This window comes from Sphingomonas sp. Leaf21, from assembly GCF_916858675.1.
Classification (GTDB): Bacteria; Pseudomonadota; Alphaproteobacteria; order Sphingomonadales; family Sphingomonadaceae; genus Sphingomonas.
On the sequence record NZ_CAKASM010000004.1, the window covers coordinates 48,631 to 74,496 of the forward strand.

Sequence of the window (25,866 nt, forward strand, 5' to 3'; positions counted from 1 at the left end):
CGGAATGACGCTCCAGAAAGGGAGATAAGGATCATGGCAAAAGGCAGCAACGTCCCGGCGACGATTCCTGCGCTCGGCGGGGAGCAGTCGCTCAACCGCTACCTGGCCGAGATCAAGAAATTCCCGATCCTTGCCCCGGAGCAGGAATATATGCTCGCCAAGCGCTTCCAGGAGCATGGCGATCCGGAGGCGGCGGCGCAGCTCGTCACCTCGCACCTGCGTCTCGTGGCCAAGATCGCGATGGGCTATCGTGGCTATGGCCTGCCCACCTCCGAGCTGATCTCGGAGGGGAATATCGGCCTGATGCAGGGCGTGAAGAAGTTCGAGCCCGATCGCGGCTTCCGCCTGGCCACCTATGCGATGTGGTGGATCCGCGCCTCGATCCAGGAATATATCCTTCGGTCGTGGAGCCTCGTGAAGATGGGCACCACCGCCGCCCAGAAGAAGCTGTTCTTCAACCTGCGCCGGATGAAGTCGAAGCTCGACGCGTTCGAGGACGGCGACCTGCGCCCCGAGGACGTGACCAAGATCGCCACCGATCTGGGCGTCAACGAGGACGAGGTCATCAGCATGAACCGCCGCATGGCGATGGGGGGCGACACCTCGCTCAACGTCTCGATGCGCGAGGATGGCGAGGGCCAGTGGCAGGATTGGCTGGCCGATGACGCGCCGCTCCAGGACTCGGTCGTCGCCGAGCAGCAGGAGGCGGACGTCCGCCACGGCATGCTGGTAAGCGCGATGGACGACCTGAACGACCGTGAAAAGCACATCCTGACCGAGCGTCGCCTGACCGACGATCCCAAGACGCTGGAAGAGCTGAGCCAGGTCTATGGCGTCAGCCGAGAGCGCGTCCGCCAGATCGAGGTGCGCGCGTTCGAGAAGCTGCAAAAGGCGATGATGCGCATCGCCGGTGAAAAGCGGCTGCTGGCGGCCGCCTGAGCATGACCGGCCGCACCGTCGTCATCGGCGGCGGCGCGGCCGGGATCGCGGCGGCAAGGACGCTGCATGACGCTGGCGCCGAAGTCCTGCTGATCGAAGCGGCGGACCGGCTTGGCGGGCGAGCGCGGAGCGTCCGGTTGCCGACCGGCCATGTCGTCGACCATGGCTGTGGCTGGCTTCATTCCGCCAGGCGCAATCCCTGGACCGCCATAGCCGAACAGGCGGGCTTCACCGTCGACCGCCGCGCACCCAACTGGGACGCGCAATGGCAGGATCTGGGGTTCCCGCCGGACCAGCAGGCGGCGGCGGACGATGCCTTCGAACAATTCGAAACAGCCGCCCTGGCCGCCTGTAGAGGCCCGGACCGCCCGCTATCCGACTTCGTGGCGACCGACGATCCCTGGCGGCCGATGATCGATGCCATATCGGGCTATGTGAACGGCGCGGCGCTTGTCGACGTCTCGCTGCATGATTGGGCGGCCTATGAGGAGGCAGCGAGCGAGGACAATTGGGCGGTGGTCGAAGGCTATGGCACCGTCATCGCGGATCACGCGCGCGGCGTACCGATTCGAACCGGCGTGACCGCGACCCTGATCGACCATCGCGGTCGGACGATCCGCATCGCGACGTCGCACGGGACGATCGAAGCCGACCGGGTCGTCATCGCCGTACCGACGACCGTGCTGGCGGAAGGCAGGCTGCGCTTCGATCCGCCTCTGCCCGCCAAGCAGGACGCCGCCGCGGCCCTCCCGCTCGGACTCGCCGACAAGGTTTTCCTGTCGGTCGAAGGCCCCCTGCCCTGGCCCGCCCATGCCCATCTGACCGGCAATCCGCATAGCGCCTGTACGGCCAGCCACCGCCTCTCGCCCTTCGGCTGGCCGATCGTCGAGAGCTTCTTCGGCGGCCCCTGCGCCGAGGCGCTGGAGGAAGATGGCGCGGCGGCGGCCTTCGCGATCGACGAACTGGTCGCACTTCTCGGTAGTGATTGGCGCAGGCGTTTCACCCCGCTGGACGCGACGCGCTGGCGCGGTGTCCCCCTGATCGGCGGCAGCTACAGCCATGCGAGGATAGGTCATGCCGACGCGCGCCAGGCGCTGGCCAGGCCGGTCGAGGACCGCCTGTTCTTCGCGGGGGAGGCCTGCTCGCGCGAGGATTTTTCAACCGCGCACGGGGCCTTCACCACTGGCGCCGAGGTGGCCAGGACCATCTTCGATCCGGAGGTTCATCGAACCGCATGACGACAATCCCCATGCAGCTTCCCATTGGCTACACGCTGCGTCCCGATGTGGCGGCCGTGGCCGACTATCTGCGTCTCCGCGAGATTGCCGGACTGACCCCGCGCAGCGTCGCAGCGGCCGAGGCCGGCCTGCCGCGAACGGTCTTCGGCGTGACGATCGAGCATGATGGCCGCGCCGTCGCCATGGGCCGTATCGTCGGCGACGGGGCGCTTTGTCTGCAAATCGCCGATATCGCGGTTGATCCTGCGCATCAGAGCCGCGGGCTTGGCAAGGCTGTGATGGCTGCGCTGATGGCGCATGTCGCGGATCGGACCAGCGCAGAGGTCTATGTCAATCTGATCGCCGATGGCGATGCGCACCGGCTTTATGCGCAATTCGGGTTCGAGCCGGTCGCCCCCCTTTCGCAAGGCATGGCTTGCTGGGTCCATACGCGCTGACGACAATTTTACAGGTCGGCCAGCACCGCCGCGCTGTCCGTCACCTCGGCAAAGTCCGCTGCCAGCAAACCCATCGTCACGTCGAAAATCGTCTGCGCGTCCAATCCGGCGGAAGGCAGGTCGAAGCCGATGACGGCGTCACCGATCACGCTGATCCGATAGCCGAGATCCGACGCCGAACGCACGGTCGAATTGACGCAGAACCCCGCGACCGCTCCGACCACATAGAGGTGCGTCACGCCGCTTGATGGAGATGGCTTCGCCGTCGATTTCGCGCCCGCACGCCGTGTCGGGATATCCCGACATCGCTGGAGGAAGCGGCGACAGGGGACGCCCTGCCCCTCACCGGATCGGCGAGTTCGGGTCCAGTCGCATGTCCAGATACCGGTCCACCGACCCCATCAGTTCGGGCATCTCATGCTCGAAGAAGTGGTTGGCCTTCGGAATGGTGTCGTGATGGATGGTGATGTGCTTCTGGGTGCGCAGCTTGTCGACCAGCTTCTGGGTCGCGGCCGGGGTGGCGACCTCGTCGGCTTCGCCCTGGATGATGATGCCCGAGGAGGGGCACGGCGCCAGGAAGGTGAAGTCGTACATGTTGGCGGGCGGCGCGACCGAGATGAAGCCGCGAATTTCCGGGCGGCGCATCAGCAGCTGCATCCCGATCCATGCGCCGAAGCTGACGCCCGCGATCCAGGTGGTCGAGGCTTCGGGGTGGAAGCTCTGCACCCAGTCGAGCGCCGAGGCCGCGTCGGACAGTTCACCGATGCCGTTGTCGAACACGCCCTGGCTCTTGCCCACGCCGCGAAAGTTGAAGCGCAGCGTGGCGAAACCGCGCCGCTGGAAGGTCTTGTAGAGTTCCTGGACGATGCGGTTGTTCATCGTGCCGCCCGCATTGGGGTGCGGGTGCAGGATCATGGCGACGGGCGCGCGCGGACGCGGAGCGGGAGCGAAACGGCCTTCGAGGCGGCCTTCGGGGCCAGGAAAAATGACTTCAGGCATCAAAACTCGCCGATCTGGATCGCGCTGGTGGAGCGCCGGGAACCTTGCGCTATATAGGCGGGAAGCCCCTTTTCGCAATTGTTCGATCATTCCAGTTAGGCAACGAACCCTGTCCCGTCTTTACCTCGATCATGCCGCGACCACCCCGATGACCGACGCAGCCCGCGCCGCGCTGGTGGAGGGGTGCGCGATCTGGGCCAACCCCTCCTCCCCCCATGCCGAGGGTCGCGCCGCCAGGCGTGCGCTGGAGGATGCGCGCCTCGCCATCGCCCGCGCGCTGGGCTGGCGCCACGAGTTGCTGTTCACCAGCGGGGCCAGCGAGTCCCTGGCCATCGCGCTGACGCGGTCGATGGCGACCCGGCGCTTCGTCGGCGCGATCGATCACGACGCGGTGTTGCGGGCCGCGCCGGATGCGATCGTGATCCCGGTCGGGCACGACGGCATACTCGACCTGCCCGATCTGAGCGGCCCCCGCGCGGTGGTGACGGTGCAATGGGCGAATAGCGAAACCGGCGTTCGCCAGCCGATCGCCGCGCTGGCGGAAACGATCCATGCGAGCGGCCACATCCTGCTGGTCGATGCCGCGCAGATGCCCGCCGGAGCGGATCCGGAAGTGATCGCCCATGCCGATCTGGTCGCGCTGTCGGCGCACAAGCGTGGCGGCCCGCCGGGGATCGGCGCGCTGCTGGTCCGCGGCCTCGCGCTGCTGGAGCCCAGCGGCGGGCAGGAGCGCGGCTATCGCCCCGGCACGGAAAACATGCCGGGCGTGCTGGCCTATGCCGCCGCGCTTGCCGAGCCCGAGCCCGATCATGAGGAATTGCGCGCCTATTGCGACGATGCCATACGCCGCTCGGGCGGGATCGTCGTCGCCGATGCCAGCCGCCGCCACCCCGCCATCGCAAGCTACCACATGCCCGGCAAGCCCTCCGCCGCGCAGTTGATCCAGTTCGACCTGGCGCGAATTTCCGTCTCGGCGGGCAGTGCCTGCGCCAGCGGCAGCCTGAAGCCCAGCCACGTCCTCGCCGCGCTGGGCTGGGACGTCGAGGCGGGCCGCGAGGTGGTGCGCGTCAGCTTCGGGCGGACGACGACGCGCAATGACGTGGATCGCTTCGTCGCGGCCTGGCGGGCGATCGCGCGGGGCAGGCGGGTGGAAGCGGCGTGACCTATCTCGACTATCAGGCGACGTCACCGCTTGCGCCGGAAGCTCTGAAGGCCATGCTGCCCTGGCTGGAACAGGGCCACGCCAACCCGCATTCCCCGCACCGCGCCGGGCGACAGGCGCGCGCCGCCGTGGAGGTCGCGCGCGATCAGGTCGCGGCGCTCCTGCCCTCGGGCGGGCGCGTCGTCTTCACCAGCGGCGCGACCGAGGCGCTCAACTGGGCGATCAAGGGAACGCGCGGCGGGATCGTCACCACCGCGATCGAACATGCCGCCGTGCTCGATACGGCGAAGGCGACCGGTCGACCGCTGGCCATCATGCCGGTCGATGGCGAAGGCGTGACCCAGGCCGCACCGATCCCCGAGGGAACCGGGCTGGTCGCCGCGATGCTGGTCAACAACGAGATCGGCACGATCCAGCCCGTCGCCGCGCTTGCCGAGGACGCCCATCGCGCCGGCGCGTGGATGCTGTGCGACGCGGTGCAGGGCTATGGCCGCGTCGCCATCCCCGATGCGGTCGATCTGGCCGCGATCTCCGCGCACAAGATCCATGGCCCCAAGGGCATCGGCGCCCTGTGGATCCGCGACGGCATCACCCTGCCCCCGCTGCTTCATGGCGGCGATCAGGAAGGCGGGCGCTCGGGCACGCTCAGCCCCGCGCTCTGCGCCGGATTCGGCATGGCGGCCAGGCTGATGGTAGAGCGAAAGGATGCCGACATGGCGCATGTCGCACGGCTGTGGTCGCTGGCGGTCGAGCGGCTGGGCCCCGATTGGGCGATCAACGGAGCGACCGGGCAGCGCTATCACGGCAATCTCAATATCCGCCGCGACGGCCTCGACGTCGCCCGGCTGATGTCCGATTGCCGCGACATCGCTTTCTCCGCCGGAAGTGCGTGCGCCAGCGGATCGGGGCGGCCGAGCCATGTGCTGGCGGGGCTGGGCCTGAGCGACCGTGAGGCCAGATCCTCGATCCGGTTGGGCTTCGGCCGCTACACGACCGAGGCGGGGTTCCTTGCGGCGATCGACCGTATCGACGCGGCGGCGCGGGAGCAGCGGCGATGATCGCGCTGACCTTCGTGACGAACGACGACCGGACGATAGCCACCGACGCCGCGCCCGGCGAGACGCTGCTCCACGCGGGGCAGCGTGCGGGGCTGCCCCTGGAAGGGACATGCGGCGGACAGATGGCGTGCGCCACCTGCCATGTCCTGATCGACCCGGCCTTTGCCGATCGTCTGCCCGCGTCGACGGCGGAGGAGGAGGACATGCTCGATCTGGTCCCCGACGCGACCCGCGCCAGTCGCCTGGCCTGCCAGGTCATCCTGACGCCCAGGCTCGACGGATTGATCGCCCGGCTTCCATGAACCTTTGATAACAGTGGGGTTCAGGCATCGATCATCGGCCGTCCCGCATTATTCCCCTATGCTCGCCGAAAGGCGGGTCCACCGGGAGTAAAGCGTTATGAAACTACTTGCTGTTTTGGGCGCCGGTCTGATCGCCGTGTCGGGCGTTGCCGCCGCCACCCCCGCCGATGCCGCGCCGCATGATCGCTGGGGCCATGGCCCTGGACGGGATCGCGGGCCGGGCTGGCATCATCGTGGTCCCGGCTGGGATCGCGGACCGGGTTGGCATCGCGGGCCTGGCTGGAATCGCGGACCGGGCTGGCACGGCAACGGCTATGGCTATGGCCGCCCGCGCGTGACCTGCCGCTGGGTCCGGACCTGGAACGGTCCGCAGCGTCAGTGCTTCCGCCGCTGATCCGATCTTTGGTGCCGGTGGGATAAACACTTGATCCCCCGGCACCGTTTCGCCATATGCGCGGCGGGAGTCGGGCGGACGTAGTCATCGCCAACCCGGTCAGGTCCTGACGGAAGCAGCCGCAACGATTTCGCTGCGGGTCGTCCCGGCTCCCACCTTCCACCTGTTGCCAAGTGCATCGCCCGCTTTTCGACCGCTCCGGCGCTGGAGGGGATGATGGGCTTCACGATTATACCTGACGCCGCGCGCCCGAGCGCCTATGTTGGTGCGCGATGATTTCCCTCACCCCGACCAACCAGAACCGACATGGCTGATTCGTTCGACCTGGGCGAACCGCCCCAGCCCGCAAAGGCCGAGGCGTATCGCGTCCTCGCGCGCAAATACCGGCCGCAGACCTTCGACGCGCTGATCGGGCAGGACGCGATGGTCCAGACGCTGGGCAACGCGATCAAGCGCGACCGGCTGGCGCACGCGTTCCTGATGACCGGGGTGCGCGGGGTGGGCAAGACCTCCACCGCGCGGCTGATCGCCAAGGCGCTCAACTGTGTCGGCCCCGATGGCACCGGCGGCCCCACCATCCAGCCTTGCGGCGTCTGCGAACCCTGCCGCGCCATCGCGGAGGGCCGCCATATCGACGTGATCGAGATGGACGCCGCCAGCCACACCGGCGTCGACGACGTGCGCGAGATCATCGAGGCGTCGCGCTATGCCGCCGTCTCCGCACGGTTCAAGATCTACATCGTCGACGAAGTCCACATGCTCTCCAAGAACGCGTTCAACGCGTTGTTGAAGACGCTGGAGGAGCCGCCCGCGCATGTGAAGTTCCTGTTCGCCACCACCGAGGTGAACAAGGTTCCGATCACCGTCCTGTCGCGTTGCCAGCGGTTCGATCTGCGGCGGATCACGGCGGACAAGCTGGCGGCGCATTTCGCCGACATCTGCGTCAAGGAAGGCGTGTCGGCGGAGGACGAGGCGCTGATGCTGGTCGCGCGCGCGGCGGAAGGGTCGGCGCGCGACGGACTGTCGATCCTCGACCAGGCGATCGCCCATGCCGATCTGGAGGGCGGCGGCGTCACGGCTGGCGCGGTTCGCGAGATGCTGGGCCTGTCGGACCGGGGTGCGGTGCGTGACCTGCTCGGGCTCATCCTGAACGGCGATGGCGCGGGCGCTCTGGCGTCGCTCCGGCGGCAATATGATTATGGCGTCGACCCGCAATCGGTGCTCCGCTCGCTTCTGGAGACGGTGCACGGCATCACCCTGACCAAGGTCGGCACGCCGCCCGACGCGGCGCAACCGCTGGAGGAACGCGCCGCGCGCGAGGAATGGGCGGGAACGCTGAGTTTCCCGGCGCTGCACCGGCTGTGGCAGTTGTTCCTGAAGGGCCATGACGAGGTCGCCCGCGCCGCGCTGCCGATCGAGGCGGCGGAAATGGCGTTGCTCCGCGCGATCCATGCGTCGACCCTGCCCGATCCGGGCGAACTGGCGCGACAGATCCGCGACGGCGGCGTTTCCACCCCGAGCGCTCCACAGATCACGCAGGCCGCCGCTCCCGCTCCCGCTCCCGCCCCCGTCGCCATCGCCGCGCCCGCCGCACCCGAACCTCCCAAACTGCCCGACAGCTTCGTCGCGATGATCGACCGGCTCGACGATATGGGGCAGCTGGCGCTGGCCGCGCGGTTGCGCCATGGCGCGCGTCTCGTGCGTTATGCACCGCCGGAGGTGGCGTTCAGCGGATCGCGTCCGATCGCGGCGGACACGCTGAACGAACTGACGGCCGCGCTGAAGACCTCGACCGGCCAGGTCTGGCGCGTCACGATGGAGGACATGCCCGGCCAGCCGACGCTGCACGAACAGCAGGTCGCGGCCGAGGAAGCGATCAAGACCGCCGCGTGGGAATCGGACATGGTCCGCGCCGCCCGCGAGGCTTTCCCCGAGGCCGAACTGATGGATTGGCCCGGCAAACGCAGTGTGAACGGAGCATGATGTGAAGAATCTCGACGAAATCCTGGCGATGGCCCAGAATGTCCAGACCGAACTGGAAAAGGCGCAGGCCAACCTCGACACGATCGAGGTCGAGGGCGTCTCGGGCGGCGGCCTGGTCAAGGTGAAGGCATCCGCCAAGGGCCGGATCATCGGCATCACCATCGACGACTCGCTGATGCAGCCGTCGGAAAAGGGGATGCTGGAGGATCTCCTCGCCGCCGCGATCAACGACGCGCGGACCAAGGCGGACACCGCCTCGGGCGCCGAGATGTCGAAGATGACCAACGGCCTGCCGCTGCCGCCGGGATTCAAGCTGCCCTTCTGACAGCGCGCTCCGGGATATCGTTTCGGGAACGGTACGCCGGTCATGGCGTTGCATCCTCCATCAACAGAGGAGGGAATGTCATGGCCGACGAACGTGTTACCGAAACCTACGGAACCCAGCCGCACTCCACCACCGTGATCGAGCGTCGTAGCGGCGGCGGCGGCATCGCGATCGCCATCGTGCTGCTGGTCGCGGTGCTGGTCGGGGGCTTCTATCTGTTCAGCCGTGGCGGTGCGGAGAACCGACGCGACGCGGCGGTGACCTCTGCGGCCAAGAGCGTCGGCGATACCGCCAAGAAGGCGGGCGACGCGATTTCGGGCGACGCGAAGTAATCGGCGCGGGCTTCGTCGCTTGCGGCGGAGCCCTCCCCCATCCCCTCCCGCCTGCGGGAGGGGCGTGTTCTTGGCGAGCCGCACGCGCCATTCGCGGCCTTGTTTGATCCTGCACTATCGACCATCACGCCCCTCCCGCAAGCGGGAGGGGATGGGGGAGGGCAAGGTGTCTCACCGAGACCGCCCCTACCGAATGCAGGCGTCCAACCCCTGCCGCCGTACCACCCCGACATAGCGGGTGATGACATTGCCATGCCGCCGCACGAACCCGGTCGGCGCCACCGCCGCCCGCTTCTTGGGCAACGGCAGGACGGCGGCGATCCGCGCCGCCTCGGTCGGCGACAGATGCGAGGCGTCATGTCCGAAATAGCGCATCGCCCCGGCATTCGCGCCATAGGTCCCGATGCCCGTCTCGGCGACGTTCAGATACACCTCCATGATCCGCCGCTTGCCCCACAGATGCTCGATCAGAAAGGTGAACCACGCCTCGAAACCCTTGCGGACATAACCGCCGCCCTGGAAGAGGAAGGCGTTCTTCGCGGTCTGCTGGCTGATCGTCGAGCCGCCACGGATTCGCCCGCCCTTGGCGTTGCGATAGGCCGCGCTCGCCATCGCCTTGAAGTCGAAACCGTTATGCGAACAGAAGCGCGCATCCTCGCCCGCGATCGCGGCGCGGGCCATGTTCGGGTCCATCTCCGACAGCGGCATCCAGTCCCTGGTCACCTCATGCCCGCCGATCGAATCGCCCAGCATGGTGAAGGTGTAGGGCGGCGGCACGAAGCGATAGATGCCGACCCAGACGACACTGAGGATCACAAAGGCGAGCACGGCCTTCAGGGCCCAGCGAGCGATGCGGAACATGGCGGGCTCTTAGCGGGGTTTGCCGGGCACGTCACTTGCCGGAACGACCCTCCCGGCACGCGGGGATTATGGCATCGTCCAGATCAGCACGTTGCCCACCAGCACCACCGACATCACCAGCATCAGCACCCCCTTCAACCGCTCGCCGCGCCGGAGGGTGACGATCCCGCCCGCGACACAGGCGAAGGCCGCCAGCATCGCGAGTGCGGGCGCAGCCTGTGCGATCCCGTCCATCAGCCGGCCAACACACGCGCATAGGCGGCGCGGTCGACATTGCCGCCCGACAGCAGGATCAGCATCCCCTCTTCCGCCGCGACCTTGCGCGCCAGCAGCGCGGCCAGCGCCACCGCCCCGCCCGGCTCCACGACCAGTCGCAACCGTTCCGCCGCAAAGCGCTGCGCCGCCGCGACCTCCGCCTCGCTGACCGCGACACCCTCCGCACCGCGTCTTGCCAGCACCTCGAAGGTCAGTGGGGACACGCGAGTCGTCTGGAGCGAGTCGCAGGCGGTCGGCGGCGGATTGTCGCCCACCGGCTCGATCCACCCCGCCTCCAGAGACCGACGCATATCGTCCCAGCCTTCGGGTTCGACCACCGTCACCCGCGCCTCGGGCAATGCCAAAGTCAGCCCAGCGGCCAGCCCGCCGCCGCCACAGGGCGTCACGACATGGGCGGGCGCAGCCAGACCCAGCGCCGCCATCTGCGCCGCCGCCTCGATCCCTGCGGAACCCTGCCCCTCGATCACCCAGGGATCATCGAAACTCGGCACCAGGGTCGCACCGCGCGCCTCGGCAAGCCGACGCGCGATCTTCTCGCGGCTTTCGGTCGCGCGGTCGTAATCGACGATCTCCGCCCCCAGCGCGAGCGTGCCCTCGCGCTTCGACACGGGCGCATCGGCGGGCATCACGATCGTCGCGGCGATTCCCAGACGACGCGCGGCCCAGGCGATTCCCTGCGCATGATTGCCCGACGAAAAGGCGACCACGCCCCGCCCCCGCGAATCCGCGTCCAGCGCGGTCAGACGGTGCCACGCGCCGCGCAATTTGAATGCCCCGATCGGCTGTAGATTTTCCGCCTTGAAAACCACTGTTTTCCCATTGATCTGAAAGGGAAAAATCGGGGTCGGCGGGAGGATGCGGGCGATCTTTTCCGCGGCGTCGCGGACCCCCGCTTTTGTCGGCTGTCTCAGGATTGTCACTTTTTATCTCCGACACCCTCTCTACCGCTTTACATTCGAAAACGCCGACCCTATTTCGCGCCTCCGCTGCCCCATGGGACTTCCAACCGCAAGGCAGCTTTTTGTCACCGTATGCCGTCAGGCAATTGGAGGTCCCTTGAGTTGCACCAGAATCATCGCGCGCTGGGGCTAGCTGCCCACTCGACCGCCGTCCCCTCCAATCTGGAGCGCGGCATCGACATCGCCAAGCGTCGTCCGGCTGATCCGGTCACGCTGCTTCGCCCGCACGCCGCTGCGCGCGCCGCCCGATTCTTCGTCGAGAAGTTTCCGGGTCGGCCGATGTATGCGGTGAAGGCGAATCCGTCCGCGGATCTGATCCAGATCCTGTGGGACAATGGCATCACCCATTTCGACACCGCCTCGATCGCGGAAGTTCGTCTGGTGAAGTCGGTCGTTCCCCAGGCCGTCTGCTGCTTCATGCATCCGGTGAAGTCGGAAGAGGCGATTGCCGAGGCCTATTTCACGCACGGCGTCCGCACCTTTTCGCTCGACTGCCTGGAAGAGCTGGAGAAGATCGTCCGCGCCACCAAGGGTGCGACCGACCTGACCCTGTGCGTCCGGATGCGCGTGTCGTCCGAATATGCCAAGCTCAGCCTGGGGTCGAAGTTCGGCGTCAGCCTGGAAGAGTCGAAGGACCTGCTGATCGCGACCCGCCAGGTCGCCGATGCGCTGGGCATCTGCTTCCATGTCGGCAGCCAGACCATGACCCCCGACGCCTATTCGGCGGCGATGGAGCGGGTTCGTGCGGCGATCGTCGCGGCGGCGGTCACGGTCGACGTGATCGATGTCGGCGGCGGTTTCCCCTCGGCCTATCCGGGCATGACCCCGCCGCCGCTGGAGCGTTTCTTCGAGACGATCCACCGCGCGTTCGAGAGCCTGCCGGTGTCCTATTCGGCCGAACTCTGGGCCGAGCCGGGCCGGGCGCTGTGCGCGGAATATTCTTCCGTAGTGGTGCGCGTCGAGCGTCGTCGCGGCAATGAGCTGTACATCAACGACGGCGCCTATGGCGCACTGTTCGATGCGGCGCATATCGGGTGGAAATATCCGGTCCAGCTGCTGCGCGAGCCGAGCTCGGACGCGCGCGACATGGACTTCAGCTTCTGGGGCCCGACCTGCGACGATCTCGATTTCATGCAGGGTCCGTTCCCGCTGCCCGCGGACACGAACACCGGCGATTATTTCGAGATCGGGATGCTGGGCGCCTATGGCCAGGCCATGCGGACCCAGTTCAACGGCTTCACTTGCCATGAGTTCGTCGTGACCGACGACGAGCCGATGTTCTCGGTCTATCGCGACGAGGTCGAGCCGGTCCGTCCGGCCAACGTCGTCAAGCTGTAACCCAGCGACCCTACCACGACCTTATCCCCTTCCGCTCCGGCGGGAGGGAATGGGGTGGCATTGCGGTTTCGACCGCGATAAGGCCCCTTCCCATTCCGAACCCGCCGGTCGCGCGAGTTCGGGCCAGCCGGGTTACCGCGTCCCCAATAACGACGACGGCTTCTCGATGATGATGGAACCATCATGACCGACACGATCAACGACAACCGTAAGGCCGAGCTGCTCTCCAGCGTGGTCGAGCATATCGACATCACTTCGTTCGACGCCCGCCCGATCATCGATTCGATGGGCAAGATGAGCTTCACCAGCCGCGACCTGGCGCGCGCGACCGGCATCTACAACCAGATGCTGGCCGACAAGGACTGCTCGATCTTCCTGGTGATCGCGGGTTCGACCTCGGCGGGCGGCTGCATGGACCTCTATGCCGAGCTGCTGCGGTCGAACATGATCGACGGCATCGTCGCCACCGGCGCGTCGATCGTCGACATGGACTTCTTCGAGGGCCTGGGCCACAAGCATTATCAGGCGCTGGAAGTGCCGGACGACAACACGCTGCGCTCGCTCTACATCGACCGCATCTACGACACCTATATCGACGAAGAGCAGCTTCAGGACTGCGACCACACGATCGGCAAGATCGCCGACTCGCTGGAGCCGAAGCCCTATTCCAGCCGCGCCTTCATCCGCGAGATGGGCAAGTATCTGGTCGAGCACGGCAAGAAGGACAACAGCCTCGTCAAGCTCGCCTATGAGCATGACGTGCCGATCTTCTGCCCGGCCTTCGTCGATTCGTCGGCGGGCTTCGGTCTGGTGAAGCACCAGGTCGAGCGGGCCAAGGAAGGCAAGCCGTACATGGTGCTCGATGCCATCGCCGATTTCCGCGAGCTGACCGACATCAAGATCAAGGCGGGCACCACCGGCCTGCTCATGATCGGCGGCGGCGTGCCGAAGAATTTCATCCAGGATACGGTGGTTTGCGCCGAGATCCTGGGCCATGACGATGTCGAGATGCACAAGTACGCCGTGCAGATCACCGTCGCCGACGTGCGCGACGGCGCCTGCTCGTCCTCGACGCTGAAGGAAGCGGCGAGCTGGGGCAAGGTGGACACGACCCTCGAGCAGATGGTATTCGCCGAAGCTGGTTCTGTCATGCCGCTCCTCGCCTCGGACGCCTATCATCGCGGCCATTGGCGTGAGCGCGTCAAGCGTCGTTGGGGAGCGATTTTCGACTAATGCTGGAATTTCTGGAACGGGAACAGCTTGCCTATCTGATCATCGCGGCAGTGCTGTTGTCGGTCGTGGCATTCACGATCCCCTATATGCGTCGGCGCAAGCGAGAGAAATTGCGCCGCCGCGGGATCAAGAAGTACGGCCATTAATGTCAGGGGGCGGCACCGCGAGGTTCCGCCCCTTTTCACTTGCCGAGCGGTCGACGCCCCGGCACCCTCGTTTCGCCAAGCGCTATCATGCGCCGGGATTCGAGGGGATGCATGTGATCGACCGACGTTCTCTGATCGGTGCCATGGCCGCTGTGCCGCTCGCGGCGCGGGCGACGGCCCAATCCACCCCCGCTCCCGCGGGTGGCATGACGCCCTGGCCGCCCGCCGAGCATTTCCCGCTCTGGCCTGGCCGTCCGCCCGGTGCGCGCGCCACGCTCCCCAGGCCCAACCCGTCGATGAACGGCCCGGCGGGCCAGCAGAATCTGTGGCTGCGCGGTACGGCCAATCCCATCGTTGCGGTATTCCGGCCCGAGCGGCCCGATGGTCGCGCGGTGCTGACCATTCCCGGCGGCGGCTATGGCTTCGTGTCGATCCAGAATGAGGGGATCGACGTCGCCCGCACGCTCAACCCGCATGGCATCACCGTCTTCGCCCTGTCCTACCGCCTCCCCTCGGAGGGGTGGGACGATCAGGCCGACGTGCCGCTGCAGGATGCGCAGCGCGCGATGCGCCTGATCCGCGCCAATGCGGGGCGGTATGGCATCGATGCGGCCAATCTCGGCATCGTCGGCTTCTCGGCGGGCGGCCATCTGGCCGCGTCGCTGACCGTCGGTTACGATGACAAAGTCTATGCGCCGATCGACGCCGCCGACCGCCAATCGGCCAAGCCGCGCTATTCGGGGCTGGTCTATCCGGTCGCCAGCCTGTCGACGCCGAGCACCCATATCGGGTCGCGCGACAATCTCCTCGGCCCCAACCCCGACCCGGCGACCAAGGCGCGCTATGACACGCCGCGCCGGATCAATGCGAGCACGCCGCCGCTCTTCCTCGTTCACGCGGTGGATGACGGACTGGTGCCGATCGACCAGTCGCTCGACGTGCTGACCCAGGCGCGCGCGGCGAAGGTGCCGGTCGAGGCGCATTTCTTCGAACGCGGCGGCCACGGGTTCGGCGCGCTGAGCGCGCCGGAGGGCTCGCCCGAGCGGCTATGGCCCGATTTGTTCGACCGGTGGATCGCTCAGACGTTGAAGGGGTGATGCCCCTCCACCACCCGGCTGCGCCGGGCGGTCCCCCTCCCCCAGCATAGCTTGGGCCAGCGTAGCTTGGGGAGGAATGGGCGTTCGACCGCGCCCACTTCGCCCGGTGCGAACGCCGTGCCGTCAGAACAGCCGCGCCAGGCTCCGCTCGAGCATCAGCATCTGCCACAAGGTCCGGCCGTGATCCGCCCGTCCGGCGCGGTGGTCCGCCGCCATCCGTCCCAACTCGGCGAGCTGGAACCACCCCGTCTCGCGCAGCAGTCCCGAATGCTCAAGCCGCGCGGCATCGTCGGCGAGCGCGCCCCGGAACCACGCGCTGATCGGCGTGACGAACCCCATCTTCGGGCGATAGAGGATGTCACGCGGGAGGTAGGGTTCCAGCGCCTTCTTCATAAGCCACTTGCCCTGCCCCTTGTGTATCCGCATCGCGGCGGGCAGGCGGGCGCCATATTCGACCAGCCGGTGATCGAGCAGCGGCTCGCGCGCCTCCAGCCCGACCGCCATCGAGGTGCGATCGGTCTTGGTCAGGATATCCCCCGGCAGCCAGATCTTGAGGTCGGCATATTGCGCGCGGTCGATCGCGTCGCGGGCGGGCGCGGCGCGCATCGCGGCGACGTAGCGATCCTCCGCGCGGTGTCCGCCCAGCGCCGCCTTCGCCTCGTTCGAGAACAGGCGCGCCCGCCATTCCGGGCTGGTGACGCCGACCGCGCGCGCATAGGCCTCCGCCCCGTCCATGCCCAGGGCGAGCAGCGTGGTCCTGGCGCGCAAGGGACGCGGCGCCCAGTCCGCCTTGGGATAGACGCGGCCCAGCGTGCCGAAGAGCCGGTTGCGCAGATTCGCGGGGATCAGGCCGCGCACCCGCTCCTCACCCGCATGGAAGACATGGCGGCGATAGCCCGCCAGCGCCTCGTCCGCGCCGTCGCCCGACAGCGCGACGGTCACATGCTCGCGCGCCATCTCGCACAACCGGTAGGTCGCCAGCGCCGAGGCATCGGCGAAGGGTTCGTCGAAATGGGCGACCAGCGTGTCGATCAGCGCGAAATCATCGGCGCGGACCACCCGCTCGGCATGATCGGTGGCGAAGCGCCGCGCCACCGCCTGGGCATGGCCGCGCTCGTCCAGTCCGGCTTCCTCGAACCCGATGGTGCAGGTGCGGACCGCGAGCGCGCTGGCCTCCGCCATCAGCGCGACGACGCCCGAGCTGTCCACCCCGCCAGACAGGAAGGCGCCCAGCGGCACGTCGGCGACCATCCGGCTGGTGACCCCCTCGCGCATCCGCTCGAGCAGGCCTTCGGCCAGTTGCGCGGGCGACCCGGTTTCGCGGTGCGAAAAGTCGATGTCCCACCAGAGGCGCGGGCGCGGAACCGGCTTGCCGCGCTCGATAAGCAGGAAATGCCCCGCGGCGAGCTTCTGGACCCCGGCGACGATGCTCGCGTCGTCGGGGACGTAACCGAATGCGAGATAATCCTCGACCGCGCGAATGTCCGGGCGACGGCGGAACAGCGGATGCGCGAGCACCCCCTTCATCTCCGAGGCGAAGGCGATCGCGCCATCGGGCAGTTCGGCCCAATGGAGCGGCTTCACCCCCAGACGGTCACGCGCCAGGAACAGCGATCCCGCCTTGGCGTCGTGGATGGCGAAGGCGAACATGCCGACAAGCCGATGGAGCATCGACGGCCCCCAATGCCGCCAGCCATGCAGCAGCACCTCGGTATCGCCGTCGGTCCGGAACACGGCGCCGCGCGCGCGCAATTCGTCGCGCAAAGCGCGGTAATTATAGATCTCGCCGTTGAAGCAGACCGCGACCTCGTCCTCGACCATCGGCTGCGGCGAACCGGCTATGTCGATGATCGACAGTCGCGCATGGGCGAAGCCGACGCCGGGCGCGGTCCATATCCCCTGCCCATCGGGTCCGCGATGCGCCTGCGCCCCGATCATCGCGCGCAGCCGGGCGGGATCGACCGGCTTGGGCGTGGCGGGGTGGAAGAGACCGGCGATCCCGCACATGCGCGGTCAGCGCTGCACAGTCACGTGGCCGGTCAGGCGGTCGGCGAACCGGTCGACGGGGCCAAGCGCGCGCACGAACGCCTCGATCGCGGTAGGATCGTCGCCCTCGCTCGCGACATGCACCGCCACCGCCATCTGGCGCTGGCCCAGCAAGCGGGCCTTCATCGTCTCGATCTTCACGCGTCGCATATCCGGGGTCAGCCTATCGCCGATCCGATACCATGTCGCAACGTCGCGCTGGACCTGTTGGCCATTCGGCCCCGTCGTGACCAGCCGGACGGTGTCGCCGCCCGCGATCCGCCCGAGATCGGCGACGCGGATCCATCGATCATCCTCGTGCAGGATGCCGGTGCCGAACGCGCCCAGCTTGCCCCCCTCGCGCTGGCCGGCGAAGACCCCCACCGCCAGGTCGACCTGATGGCCGTCCGCGTCCTTGTAGCTGCGCAGCAGGACGGCATCGGCACCGGGATAATCGGGCCGCCAGGCGCTGCGCTGTTCCGCCGGGGTCCAGCCCGGCACATCGGGCAGGCCCATGCTGGCGGGCAGCATGGCCCGGCGCCCGCCCGCATAGCTGCTCCAGCTCGGATAGACGGCGGTGATCGCCAGCGCCAGGATCGCGGCGAGCAGCGGGTCGATGCGGTGCCCCGGCATCGCCTGCAATCGCAACGGATCGAAGGCGGGATCGTCGGGCGAGCGGTCGAAGAATTGCCACCCGATCGCCAGTACCGCCGCCATGACGAGCGCGAAGAAGACCCAGCCGAAGATGATATGGTCGACGCCCCCCGCCACCTCGATCGAGGTCTTGTCGGCGGCGAAGATCGTTCCCCAGGCGCGAATGCCGTTGGCGATGACCGGGACGATCAGCGACACGGTCATGAAGATGCCGCGCCGCCAGGGCGACCTGAAGCACAGATTGGCGACCAGCGCGGCGAAGGCCACCATGGCGAGGACGAATTTGGAGCCCGAACAGGCCTCCGCCACTTCGAACCAATAGCGTCCGGCGTGGATGAGCACGCCGTCGGCCGAGGCGGGAATACCGCTCCAGTCGAGCAGCGGCATGACGATCGACACGGTGATCTGCTGGAGCGGCTTTTCCAGTTCCGCCCCGAACGGCACCAGGAACCAGGCATAGGCGAGCGGGAACAGCAGCCCCCGCGCGACCATCGGGCCGAGCAGGGTCACGACCAGCCCCTCGACCACCGCGACCAGCCCCATCTGCCGGATCAGCGCGACCGTCGCCGACTCGCCCAGCAACCAGATCAGACCGCCACCCGCGACCAGGATCAGCCCCGGCCACCAGGCGACGGGGGTCAGTCGCGACAGCTCGGCACGACGCTGCCAGACCAGCCATCCCACCACCGGGCCGATGAAGAGGCAGTGGCCATAGGTCGTGCTGGTCCACCAGATTTCGACCAGATGGGCCACGTCACGCGCGAACAGCGCCAGCACCACCAGAACCGCCGCGCCGAGCAGCCCCAGATGATAGGGCCAGCGCCCCGCCTTCACCCCCTCGCCCATCGTCACGACGCCACGTCCCCCAGCAGGTCATCGAGCGGCGCGAGACGCGCCGTCCAGTCATAGCGGGCGAGCACCTGCGCCCGTGCGCGCGGATTATCGGTGGGGCCGTTCAACGCGGCGATGACCTTGTCCGCGAAGTCCCGGTCGTCGTTCGCGACCGCGATGGTGCCGTCATGATCGATCCCCTCCGCCGCCGCGACCGAGGCGACGACGGGGCGTGCCATCGCCATCGCCTCCAGTAGCTTGTTCTGGATCCCGCGCGCCAGCGTCAGCGGCGCGACGCAGACGGCGGCGCGGGCCAGCCAGATGCGGGTATCGGGCACCTCGCCGGTGACGATCACCCCCTCCCCCGCCAGACGTCGCACCGCCGGGCTCGGCGCACGCCCGACGATGGCGAAGCGCGCCGCCGGACGCTCGGCCCGAACCAATGGCAGGATGCGCGTCACGAAGCGCGTCACAGCGTCGATATTGGGGCGATAGTCCATCTGCCCGGTGAAGACGATCAACGGCGCGTCAGGCCGCTCCAGGGCCATTGTGGCGGGATCATAGGCCCGGGCGTCAATCCCGTTCTCGATCGCCACTATCCGTCCTTCGCCGCCGCCCGATCGGAACAGCGCCGCCTCGGCCTCGCTGACGAACAGGGTGGCGTCGACCTCCTGTCCAACCTGGCGCTCGTAATCACCCAGCCGCTTCGCCTCGCGGGCCAGGACGCCACGCATCGGCCAGCGGGCGGTCCCGGCCAGGGCGGCGAATTTGGCGGAGTCGACATCGACCATATCCATGATCGTCGGTTCGGCCCCGCGATACTGCGCCATCTGGCCGGAGAAGACGTAGCTTGCCGCAAGACGATGCCCGGCCCGCACCCGCGCAACCGCGCGCGACATGGCGGGATGCGCGAAGGCGGGAAGCGAGATCGGCGCGCCACTGGCCAATGCCTGGATCGCCGCGACGGGCATCGGCTTGGTCCGTCGGACGATATGGCAGCTGGCCAGCCGTTCGCCGATAGCGGGCGGCGGATCGAAATCCGCCTCGCCCTCGCCAAAGGCGCAGAGGTGGACGCGCCAGTCGCGGGTCAGGTGGCGCAGCACGTGATAGCTGCGGATCTTGTCGCCGCGATCGGGGGGAAAGGGCGCACGATGCGCCAGGAACAGCAGGTCCCTCACCCAAGGCCCCGTGCGATCGGCGGCCCCGCCAGCCTTGCCGCCCAGACCGGCAACCGCTTCCACACCGCGATCATCAGCGCATATTTGGGATTGAGCGGGTTGATCGTGCGCGGCCCCGTCATGCTGCGGCTGGCATAGACCAGCGGCCGCCCCTCGAACCCCCAATTCTTCTTGAACGCCGCCGCGCCCGTTCCGACCTTCGACCGGCCGAAGTCGAACCGGTGGCAGCCGCGTTCGCGGGCATGTCGCATCAGCGCGAAATACATCATGTCATTGGCGCGCAACCCGCGTGCCGCCTGCGTACCCCCGCCCCAATAGGGATAGACGGTGCCGCCATGATAGAGGTTGAGCACGCTCGCCACCGCGCGTCCCCGATGCCGTATCGTCAGCACATCGGCGTCCATCCGCGCGACCGCCTCGCGGAATAGCCCGGCCGGAAAGACCGGCGTCCCCAGATTGCGGACCGACTCGGCATAGATGCGGTAATGCTCGGCCAGCATCGCCGGGTCACGACCGACCGCGACGTCCAGATCCTGCGACAGCGCCTTGCGGACCTCGGCGCGCTGTTTGCGCGGGATCGCCTTCAATTCGGCCTCGTCGTCCGCCGCGATGGGTCGGACGAAGCCGAGGTAGCTCTCCGCATCCGCCGCCCACCCGCGAGGAACCGGCCCGCCGCGCAGCTCGACCGAGCCGATCCTGCGCTCCCCCGCCAGGGTCCAGGCCGCATCGGCCAGCGCGTCGCCCCCCTGCCCCAGCACGCCGCCGTCGACGCCGAAGCCGGTCGACACCATCGCCGCACCGAACAACGGCGAACGGATTTCGCTCAGCGGCAGGACGCCGGTGATCGCCCCCGCCGCATCCTCGGCCACCAGATAGTGCGCGCGCTGCCCACATCCCGCCGCACCGGCGCGAAGCCAGCCGGTCAGATGAAAGGGCGTGCCCGCGGCCTGCGCCGCGACGAAAGCATCGATCCGCGCGCATTCCGCCTCGCGCGCCAGGTCGGCGACGCGGATGCTCGGCACGGTGAACGTCATGCCAGACGCGCCGCTTCCTCGGCCGCGACATGATCGACCCGGCCCCAGTCATGCCGGGTCAACAGGCCGCGCAGCTTGCCCGCCATCGCGCCGAGCCGACTATAATGCCGGACGCGCGAGCGAAGCGGCGCATCGGCCACACGGGGCTGGTCCGGATCGACCTCCCAGGGGTGGAAATAGAAGATCGCACCATGCGCGTCGCGATTGACCTGCCCGACCGCGACATCGGTCAGCTTGGCGGGCAGCATCCGGAAGAAGCCGCCGCCGGTCGCCAGCCGCCGCGCACCGAACTGCGCGACCGTCACCGGCAATTCGATCAGCCCGGAATCGGCCAGCGGGCGCCATGCGTAACGCGGCGACTCGGCCCAGCCATAATGATCGTGGCGAAGCGGCGCGACGCTGGAGGAATAACGATAGCCCGACTCGGCCAAGACCATATGCGCCCAGGGCGTGCGGCGATCAATCGAGAAGCTCGGCGCGCGATAGCCGGTGACGGCCTGTCCGCCCGCATCCTCGATCGCCGCCCGCGCGCGCGCGAGGTCGGCGCGAAACTGGTCGGCGGTCATGGTGAAGACGCGCTGGTGATCCCAGCCGTGGCTCGCCATCTCATGCCCGGCATCGACGATGCGGCGGATCAGCGCGGGATGGCGATGCGCGACCCAGCCCAGCGTGAAGAAGGTCGCCCGCGTGTCGGTCTCGGCGAACAGCGACAGGACGGCGTCGGTATTGGCCTCCACCCGGCTGTCCAGGCTGTCCCAGTCGGACTTGGCGATCGTCTTTTCGAAGGCCCCGACCTGAAACCATTCCTCGACATCGACCGACATGCCATTGCGCGGCGGAGCGGCGGCAGCCGCGCCCTCAGGCGGCATGGCCCCACTTCCCCGGACGAATGGTCGACACCTCGTCGCGACGCGCATCGCCACCGCGATTGTCGATCTCCGACCAGTCGACCAGCAGGGTCAGGACGCGGCGCAGCGCCGCTTCCTGTTGCTCCAGCCGGGCCTCGAGCTGCGCGACCCGGTCCTCGAGCGCGTCGACCGACGGGGCGGCGGCGGCCGGAGCTTCGATGAGGGGTTCGGGGACGGGCTCGGGAGCGGGTTCGGCTACGGCCTGGGGCACGGGCTGCGGCTTGGGGCGGAGCGATACCGGTTCGGGGGCGGGCGGCGGGGCGACGACGCGGTAGCGCGGCGTCTCGGCCTGCGGCGTGACGGGCGTGCGCACGATCGGGTCGGCCGGTGCCTGCGGCGCGGGACTTCCGGCGACCGCGACGTTGATCGTCGCGCCGCTGAGCTTGAACGAGCGCATTGCGGACGCGCTGAATACCGGGCGTTCCTCGACGGGCGACGCCTCGGCAACCGCCGGGCTGCGGTCGCCCCCCAGATCGGCGGCCATGTCGGCCGCGACGCTCCGGACCGTGTCGGCGCCGATCATTTCGATCCCCTCGACCGCGGCCTGCAACAGGGCGCGCCCCGCCAGCACGTTCAGGCGACGCGGCACGCCCCCCGACACCTCGTAGAGCGCATCGAAGGCGTCGGCGGCGAAGTCGGGGCGTCCCGTCCATCCCGCGACGGCCAGGCGGTGCGCGATATAGTCGGGGACTTCGTCGGCTTCCATCGGGTCGAGATGATGGATGGCGATGACGCGCTGCCGAAGCTGTTCGACCGCCGCCGAACCGAGCAGGCGGTCGCGGAATTCGGGCTGGCCGACCAGCAGGATCTGGAGCAGCGCATGGCCGCCCGCCTGGAAGTTGGAGAGCATCCGAAGTTCCTCGAGCGAGGCGAGCGGCAGCGCCTGCGCCTCGTCGACGATCATCAGGATGCGGCGACCGTCACGCGCGATGCCGTTGAGCGCGCGCTCGATACCCGACAGCAGCGACGCCTTGGACAGGCCGTGCCCGTCGACGCCAAGCTGTTCGGCCAGAACGCGCAGAAGGTCATGCGGCTCGACGGCGGTCGATACGATGTGAAGGATCTTCAAGCGCCGCGAATCGATGGTCTCGACCAGATGGCCGACCAACGTCGTCTTGCCCGCGCCGACATCGCCGGTGATGACGATGAAGCCCTCGCCCTGCGCCAGGCCATAGCCGAGATAGGCCATCGCCTTGCCATGGGTGGCGGTCTCGTACCAGAAACGCGGGTCCGGCGTCAGTTGAAACGGGCGCTCGCCCAGACCGAAATGGGTCTCGTACATCATCGTGCCTTTCGGCCGGTCAGAATTGATATCTTGCGGCGATCAGGGCCTGCGCCGCCAGGGCGTTGGTCAGGTCGCCGACCGTGAAATGATACAATCCCACCGACGCGGTTGTTCCGAGCCGTCCGAAATTGCGGTAATAACTGGCGGTTGTTCCCAGCGACACCACATCCTCGGACCCCGCCAACCTACTGGCATAATAGTTAACGAAGCCATTCACGTTAAGCCCCGAATTGCGGCTGAGCGCGTGGCCGAAGAAAATCTGCGCGTAATAGCTGTCGTCCTCGGCGCCATAGACGATGAGGCCGGGGGCCTGGTCGGGCGCGAACAGCCGCCGATTGGCGTAACCGATGCCGAAGCCCAGCGTCGAGCGCCCACGCGACAGCGCTATCGTCGCGTCGATCCCGCGCGCGCGGTAGACCGATGTCTGCACCGATTGCAGCACGTCGTTGAGGCACCCGCCGGGCGTCGTCCCCGTCGCCGAGAAGGTGCAACCGTTGAACTGCTGCCCGAACGCATCGCGCGTTTCGATGAAGTTGGTCGGCAGGTTGGACAGGCCGTTGCGCAACTGCCGCCCGAAGGTCTGGATGCCGTCATAGACCGCGGCCTGGATCATGACGTCGCGCGACGCCTGATAGCGCGCCAGGCCGGTGACGCTGAGCGAGCCGTACCGCTCGCCGACATGCCCCTCGACCGAGGTGCGGCGGTTGGGGCGCCAGATCACACCCGCGTCGTAATAGACGCCCTCGGTTCGATAGGCGATTCGTCGCGGCCCGTCGGGATCGGTGAGGAAACGGCCACGGCTGTCGACCAGCGGGCGACCGGCGGCGTCCAGCTCCGCGTCGCGCTGGCTGGTCTGGATGCGCTCATAGCCGACCCCGGCGGTCAGCGCGACATAGGGTGAAATCGGCTTCAGCACGTCGCCGCGCACGAACCAGCCCTCGTAACGCTGCGCCAGTTGTCCGGCATCGTCGCGGTCATAGGCGGCGTTGAACGACAGGCCGACTGGCGCCACCGCGCCCGGCCGCGCCGTCGCGCTGAACGTGGCGAGCTGGTTCACGCTGTCGCTGAAATAATCGAGGCGCGGCACGCCCGGCGCCAGGCCGCCCACCCCCGGCGTGTCGACCCGCGTATAGCCCAACCGGTAATTGGCGGCGATCTGCACCGGCCCCGCCTGCGTGACCAGCGACGGACCGATATAGGCCGAATAGATTTGCGAGATGTTGCCGATATCGCCGACCAGAACGCCCGGCGCCGCGCCCCGGATATCCGCACGACTGCGCGTCGCCAATGCCCCGCCGTCGATGCTCAGCTCGCGCGTGACCCGGTAGCTGCCGCGCGCCAGCCCGCTATGCACGTCACCCGATCCCGCCTCGTCGCTCCAGCCGATACGATGTTCGTAGCGATAGCTGATCTGCCCCTCGGCCCGCGCGGTCGACACCGCCGCATTCACCCCGGCGGCCAGCGTCGTATAGGTGACGACATCGCCGCGATTGAGGTCGGCGCTGAGCAACTGTCCCACTTCGACATAGGGGGTCAGCCTCGCGCGCGGCCGGTCGGGCCGTGTCGTATCGCCGCTCGTCGTACCAGGCGCGGTGCCCGGCTGGGTCGGATCGGCGTTCGTCGGCACCGGCGATGCGCCGCCCGGCACCGTGCCTGGACCAACGGGGGAAACCGCGCCGCCCTGAACCTGGGCGACGAGCGCGGTCGGCCATGCCGCCAACCCGCACACGGCCCCGGTCAGAAGGACGCGCGCACGCGTCACAGTGCGCCGTCTTTCCCATATTTGCCGTAATAACCGAACCGGCGGCTGCCGGGGACGAAGGCGACGCTGTTGAGGACCAGCTGGATATGCTCGCAAGCGTCGAGCAGCGCGACCGCCGCCGAGACCTCGCTCTCGGGCGTGCGGTCGGCGCGGACGACCATCATCACCTGCCCCGCCAGCATCGCCAGCACCGAGGCGGGCGACGCCGCCAGCGCGGGTGGCGAGTCGAAGATCACCAGCCGACGCGGATTGGCGGACAACAGCCGCTGCACCACCGCACGCGTCCGGGCGGAGGCGAGCAGTTCGGTATCGCTGGCGGTGCGGGTGCCACATGCCAGGACCGAGAGATGCGGCACGTCGGTGCGGATCACCAGCGACTCGACATCGATGCTGCTATCGTCCAGCGCGTCGAGCAGACCCGGCCCCTCGGCCAGACCGAGCCGCGCCAGCACGTCGGGCTTGGCGACGTCGGCATCGACCAGCAGCACCTCGGTATCGCGCTCGGCCGCGAGCGACAGCGCCAGGTTGACCGAGCAGAAGGTCTTGCCGTCCTGCGGCCGCGCCGAGCAGATCAGCACGACGCGCGCGCGGTCGGTCTCTCCCCCCTCGGCCAGCCGGTGGCTGGTGATGATCAATTGCCGCTTCACCAGCCGGAATTCCTCGGCCAGCGGCCCGATCGGCGCGCCGGGGACGATCATGCCGTTCTCGGCCAGCATCGCCCGATCGACCATCGCCACGTCCGAGAAGCCCGGATTATATTCGCTGGCCAGGAATTCCTCGTCGCCCGGCTGTGCCAGGAACTCCGCCGGAATGGCACTGAGCGAGGCGGGCAAGGCCTCGTCGGGCTGCGGCGCGACCGGGGATTCGTCTGGCGCGATCAAGGCGGGCGGGGTCCAGGCGGGCGGCGTGTCCGGACGCGAGGTTTCAGGCGCGGGTTCGACGACCGGTTCCGGCACGACGGCAGCGACGGACTCGACCGGCGGCGCGGGTGACGCTGGCGGCACGGTTGGCGCTGGCGGCGGGGGCGTGCGCGCATATGTATTGAAATCATACACGTTCGCCGCACGCTCGAGCAGCGACTGTTCCCGGCGGGGTTTGGTGGGTTTCACG

General features: G+C 68.1%; 27 protein-coding genes and 1 other RNA gene. 15 read left to right on the plus strand and 13 right to left on the minus strand.

Annotated features, from left to right (window positions below; genetic code table 11):
* The first annotated feature begins 33 nt into the window (after positions 1-33).
* From rpoH to LRP66_RS05505, 3 genes are read left to right on the plus strand one after another with little or no spacing between them, the layout of a single operon-like run.
* A complete protein-coding gene (gene rpoH / locus LRP66_RS05495; protein WP_230481513.1) occupies positions 34-939 on the plus strand; it encodes an RNA polymerase sigma factor RpoH in 906 nt (301 codons plus the stop codon).
* A 2-nt stretch (positions 940-941) separates the two neighbouring features.
* Complete coding sequence (locus LRP66_RS05500; protein ID WP_230481514.1) at positions 942-2,177, plus strand: flavin monoamine oxidase family protein; 1,236 nt, start codon at positions 942-944, stop codon at positions 2,175-2,177.
* Between the two features lie 11 nt (positions 2,178-2,188).
* Complete coding sequence (locus tag LRP66_RS05505; RefSeq protein WP_230481515.1) at positions 2,189-2,614, plus strand: GNAT family N-acetyltransferase; 426 nt, start codon at positions 2,189-2,191, stop codon at positions 2,612-2,614.
* A gap of 8 nt (positions 2,615-2,622) precedes the next feature.
* On the opposite strand, the gene LRP66_RS05510 is transcribed toward LRP66_RS05505, so the two are convergent.
* Together LRP66_RS05510 and LRP66_RS05515 are read right to left on the minus strand one after the other, a co-directional pair.
* The gene (locus tag LRP66_RS05510; RefSeq protein WP_230481516.1) at positions 2,623-2,853 is read right to left on the minus strand and encodes an isochorismatase family protein; all 231 of its coding nucleotides are present in this window, start codon (positions 2,851-2,853) and stop codon (positions 2,623-2,625) included.
* 103 nt (positions 2,854-2,956) lie between these two features.
* Positions 2,957-3,613, minus strand: coding sequence for an alpha/beta hydrolase (locus LRP66_RS05515; protein ID WP_042483786.1), 657 nt, complete (start codon positions 3,611-3,613; stop codon positions 2,957-2,959).
* Between the two features lie 109 nt (positions 3,614-3,722).
* Here LRP66_RS05515 and LRP66_RS05520 point away from each other — a divergent pair, with 109 nt between their 5' ends.
* The 8 genes from LRP66_RS05520 (at position 3,723) to LRP66_RS05555 (ending at position 9,169) form a co-directional block, all read left to right on the plus strand.
* Entirely contained in the window at positions 3,723-4,775 is a 1,053-nt protein-coding gene (locus LRP66_RS05520; protein ID WP_268992436.1) for a cysteine desulfurase family protein, read from the plus strand.
* Entirely contained in the window at positions 4,772-5,833 is a 1,062-nt protein-coding gene (locus LRP66_RS05525) for a cysteine desulfurase family protein (RefSeq protein ID WP_230481518.1), read from the plus strand. The genes LRP66_RS05520 and LRP66_RS05525 overlap by 4 nt, the downstream gene beginning before the upstream one ends.
* Entirely contained in the window at positions 5,830-6,135 is a 306-nt protein-coding gene (locus tag LRP66_RS05530; protein ID WP_230481519.1) for a 2Fe-2S iron-sulfur cluster-binding protein, read from the plus strand. Before LRP66_RS05525 ends, LRP66_RS05530 begins: the two co-directional genes overlap by 4 nt.
* Positions 6,136-6,232: 97 nt before the next feature.
* Complete coding sequence (locus LRP66_RS05535) at positions 6,233-6,529, plus strand: hypothetical protein (RefSeq protein ID WP_230481520.1); 297 nt, start codon at positions 6,233-6,235, stop codon at positions 6,527-6,529.
* Between the two features lie 62 nt (positions 6,530-6,591).
* Positions 6,592-6,689: signal recognition particle sRNA small type (gene ffs, locus LRP66_RS05540), an RNA gene on the plus strand.
* Positions 6,690-6,835: 146 nt separating this feature from the next.
* Positions 6,836-8,512, plus strand: a complete 1,677-nt coding sequence (locus LRP66_RS05545) for a DNA polymerase III subunit gamma/tau (RefSeq protein ID WP_230481521.1) — start codon at positions 6,836-6,838, stop codon at positions 8,510-8,512.
* Position 8,513: 1 nt separating this feature from the next.
* Positions 8,514-8,837 carry a YbaB/EbfC family nucleoid-associated protein gene (locus LRP66_RS05550; protein ID WP_230481522.1) on the plus strand — a complete coding sequence of 108 codons (324 nt, stop codon included), beginning with the start codon at positions 8,514-8,516 and terminating at the stop codon, positions 8,835-8,837.
* A gap of 80 nt (positions 8,838-8,917) precedes the next feature.
* Positions 8,918-9,169, plus strand: coding sequence for a hypothetical protein (locus LRP66_RS05555; RefSeq protein WP_230481523.1), 252 nt, complete (start codon positions 8,918-8,920; stop codon positions 9,167-9,169).
* A 186-nt stretch (positions 9,170-9,355) separates the two neighbouring features.
* On the opposite strand, the gene mtgA is transcribed toward LRP66_RS05555, so the two are convergent.
* The 3 genes from mtgA to LRP66_RS05570 form a co-directional block, all read right to left on the minus strand.
* Positions 9,356-10,030 (minus strand): monofunctional biosynthetic peptidoglycan transglycosylase, encoded by a 675-nt coding sequence (mtgA, locus tag LRP66_RS05560; RefSeq protein WP_230481524.1) that lies wholly within the window; start codon positions 10,028-10,030, stop codon positions 9,356-9,358.
* A 66-nt stretch (positions 10,031-10,096) separates the two neighbouring features.
* Positions 10,097-10,264, minus strand: coding sequence for a hypothetical protein (locus LRP66_RS05565; protein WP_230481525.1), 168 nt, complete (start codon positions 10,262-10,264; stop codon positions 10,097-10,099).
* Positions 10,264-11,226 carry a threonine ammonia-lyase gene (locus tag LRP66_RS05570; protein WP_443026661.1) on the minus strand — a complete coding sequence of 321 codons (963 nt, stop codon included), beginning with the start codon at positions 11,224-11,226 and terminating at the stop codon, positions 10,264-10,266. Before LRP66_RS05570 ends, LRP66_RS05565 begins: the two co-directional genes overlap by 1 nt.
* A gap of 141 nt (positions 11,227-11,367) precedes the next feature.
* Here LRP66_RS05570 and LRP66_RS05575 point away from each other — a divergent pair, with 141 nt between their 5' ends.
* From LRP66_RS05575 to LRP66_RS05590, 4 genes are all read left to right on the plus strand, one after another.
* Positions 11,368-12,603 (plus strand): type III PLP-dependent enzyme, encoded by a 1,236-nt coding sequence (locus LRP66_RS05575; RefSeq protein WP_230481526.1) that lies wholly within the window; start codon positions 11,368-11,370, stop codon positions 12,601-12,603.
* A gap of 183 nt (positions 12,604-12,786) precedes the next feature.
* Positions 12,787-13,836 carry a 1,9-bis(guanidino)-5-aza-nonane synthase gene (locus LRP66_RS05580; RefSeq protein WP_230481527.1) on the plus strand — a complete coding sequence of 350 codons (1,050 nt, stop codon included), beginning with the start codon at positions 12,787-12,789 and terminating at the stop codon, positions 13,834-13,836.
* Positions 13,836-13,982, plus strand: coding sequence for a hypothetical protein (locus tag LRP66_RS05585; RefSeq protein WP_230481528.1), 147 nt, complete (start codon positions 13,836-13,838; stop codon positions 13,980-13,982). The genes LRP66_RS05580 and LRP66_RS05585 overlap by 1 nt, the downstream gene beginning before the upstream one ends.
* Positions 13,983-14,089: 107 nt before the next feature.
* Positions 14,090-15,079, plus strand: a complete 990-nt coding sequence (locus tag LRP66_RS05590; protein WP_230481529.1) for an alpha/beta hydrolase — start codon at positions 14,090-14,092, stop codon at positions 15,077-15,079.
* A 123-nt stretch (positions 15,080-15,202) separates the two neighbouring features.
* On the opposite strand, the gene LRP66_RS05595 is transcribed toward LRP66_RS05590, so the two are convergent.
* From LRP66_RS05595 to LRP66_RS05630, 8 genes are read right to left on the minus strand one after another with little or no spacing between them, the layout of a single operon-like run.
* Positions 15,203-17,086, minus strand: coding sequence for an XrtA/PEP-CTERM system amidotransferase (locus LRP66_RS05595; protein ID WP_230481530.1), 1,884 nt, complete (start codon positions 17,084-17,086; stop codon positions 15,203-15,205).
* Positions 17,087-17,092: 6 nt separating this feature from the next.
* Positions 17,093-18,604: an exosortase A gene (gene xrtA / locus LRP66_RS05600; protein WP_230481654.1), complete on the minus strand. Its 1,512-nt coding sequence runs from the start codon at positions 18,602-18,604 to the stop codon at positions 17,093-17,095.
* A 2-nt stretch (positions 18,605-18,606) separates the two neighbouring features.
* A complete protein-coding gene (locus LRP66_RS05605) occupies positions 18,607-19,767 on the minus strand; it encodes a TIGR03087 family PEP-CTERM/XrtA system glycosyltransferase (protein WP_230481531.1) in 1,161 nt (386 codons plus the stop codon).
* Positions 19,764-20,801, minus strand: coding sequence for a FemAB family XrtA/PEP-CTERM system-associated protein (locus LRP66_RS05610; RefSeq protein WP_230481532.1), 1,038 nt, complete (start codon positions 20,799-20,801; stop codon positions 19,764-19,766). The genes LRP66_RS05605 and LRP66_RS05610 overlap by 4 nt, the downstream gene beginning before the upstream one ends.
* On the minus strand, positions 20,798-21,670 hold the full coding sequence (locus LRP66_RS05615; protein WP_230481533.1) for an XrtA system polysaccharide deacetylase: 873 nt from the start codon (positions 21,668-21,670) through the stop codon (positions 20,798-20,800). The genes LRP66_RS05610 and LRP66_RS05615 overlap by 4 nt, the downstream gene beginning before the upstream one ends.
* Complete coding sequence (locus LRP66_RS05620) at positions 21,660-22,991, minus strand: ExeA family protein (protein WP_230481534.1); 1,332 nt, start codon at positions 22,989-22,991, stop codon at positions 21,660-21,662. Before LRP66_RS05620 ends, LRP66_RS05615 begins: the two co-directional genes overlap by 11 nt.
* Before the next feature lie 19 nt (positions 22,992-23,010).
* Positions 23,011-24,756 (minus strand): hypothetical protein, encoded by a 1,746-nt coding sequence (locus LRP66_RS05625; RefSeq protein WP_230481535.1) that lies wholly within the window; start codon positions 24,754-24,756, stop codon positions 23,011-23,013.
* Positions 24,753-25,865 (minus strand): AAA family ATPase, encoded by a 1,113-nt coding sequence (locus LRP66_RS05630; RefSeq protein ID WP_230481536.1) that lies wholly within the window; start codon positions 25,863-25,865, stop codon positions 24,753-24,755. The genes LRP66_RS05625 and LRP66_RS05630 overlap by 4 nt, the downstream gene beginning before the upstream one ends.
* Position 25,866 lies beyond the last annotated feature (1 nt).

Coding starts and splice junctions, on each gene's coding strand:
- rpoH (WP_230481513.1), top strand. CDS start 34: ATGGCAAAAGGCAGCAACGTCCCGGCGACGATTCCTGCGCTCGGCGGG.
- LRP66_RS05500 (WP_230481514.1), top strand. CDS start 942: ATGACCGGCCGCACCGTCGTCATCGGCGGCGGCGCGGCCGGGATCGCG.
- LRP66_RS05505 (WP_230481515.1), top strand. CDS start 2,189: ATGCAGCTTCCCATTGGCTACACGCTGCGTCCCGATGTGGCGGCCGTG.
- LRP66_RS05515 (WP_042483786.1), bottom strand. CDS start 3,613: ATGCCTGAAGTCATTTTTCCTGGCCCCGAAGGCCGCCTCGAAGGCCGT.
- LRP66_RS05530 (WP_230481519.1), top strand. CDS start 5,830: ATGATCGCGCTGACCTTCGTGACGAACGACGACCGGACGATAGCCACC.
- LRP66_RS05535 (WP_230481520.1), top strand. CDS start 6,233: ATGAAACTACTTGCTGTTTTGGGCGCCGGTCTGATCGCCGTGTCGGGC.
- LRP66_RS05545 (WP_230481521.1), top strand. CDS start 6,836: ATGGCTGATTCGTTCGACCTGGGCGAACCGCCCCAGCCCGCAAAGGCC.
- LRP66_RS05555 (WP_230481523.1), top strand. CDS start 8,918: ATGGCCGACGAACGTGTTACCGAAACCTACGGAACCCAGCCGCACTCC.
- mtgA (WP_230481524.1), bottom strand. CDS start 10,030: ATGTTCCGCATCGCTCGCTGGGCCCTGAAGGCCGTGCTCGCCTTTGTG.
- LRP66_RS05565 (WP_230481525.1), bottom strand. CDS start 10,264: ATGGACGGGATCGCACAGGCTGCGCCCGCACTCGCGATGCTGGCGGCC.
- LRP66_RS05580 (WP_230481527.1), top strand. CDS start 12,787: ATGACCGACACGATCAACGACAACCGTAAGGCCGAGCTGCTCTCCAGC.
- LRP66_RS05585 (WP_230481528.1), top strand. CDS start 13,836: ATGCTGGAATTTCTGGAACGGGAACAGCTTGCCTATCTGATCATCGCG.
- LRP66_RS05590 (WP_230481529.1), top strand. CDS start 14,090: ATGCATGTGATCGACCGACGTTCTCTGATCGGTGCCATGGCCGCTGTG.
- LRP66_RS05595 (WP_230481530.1), bottom strand. CDS start 17,086: ATGTGCGGGATCGCCGGTCTCTTCCACCCCGCCACGCCCAAGCCGGTC.
- xrtA (WP_230481654.1), bottom strand. CDS start 18,604: ATGGGCGAGGGGGTGAAGGCGGGGCGCTGGCCCTATCATCTGGGGCTG.
- LRP66_RS05610 (WP_230481532.1), bottom strand. CDS start 20,801: ATGACGTTCACCGTGCCGAGCATCCGCGTCGCCGACCTGGCGCGCGAG.
- LRP66_RS05615 (WP_230481533.1), bottom strand. CDS start 21,670: ATGCCGCCTGAGGGCGCGGCTGCCGCCGCTCCGCCGCGCAATGGCATG.
- LRP66_RS05620 (WP_230481534.1), bottom strand. CDS start 22,991: ATGTACGAGACCCATTTCGGTCTGGGCGAGCGCCCGTTTCAACTGACG.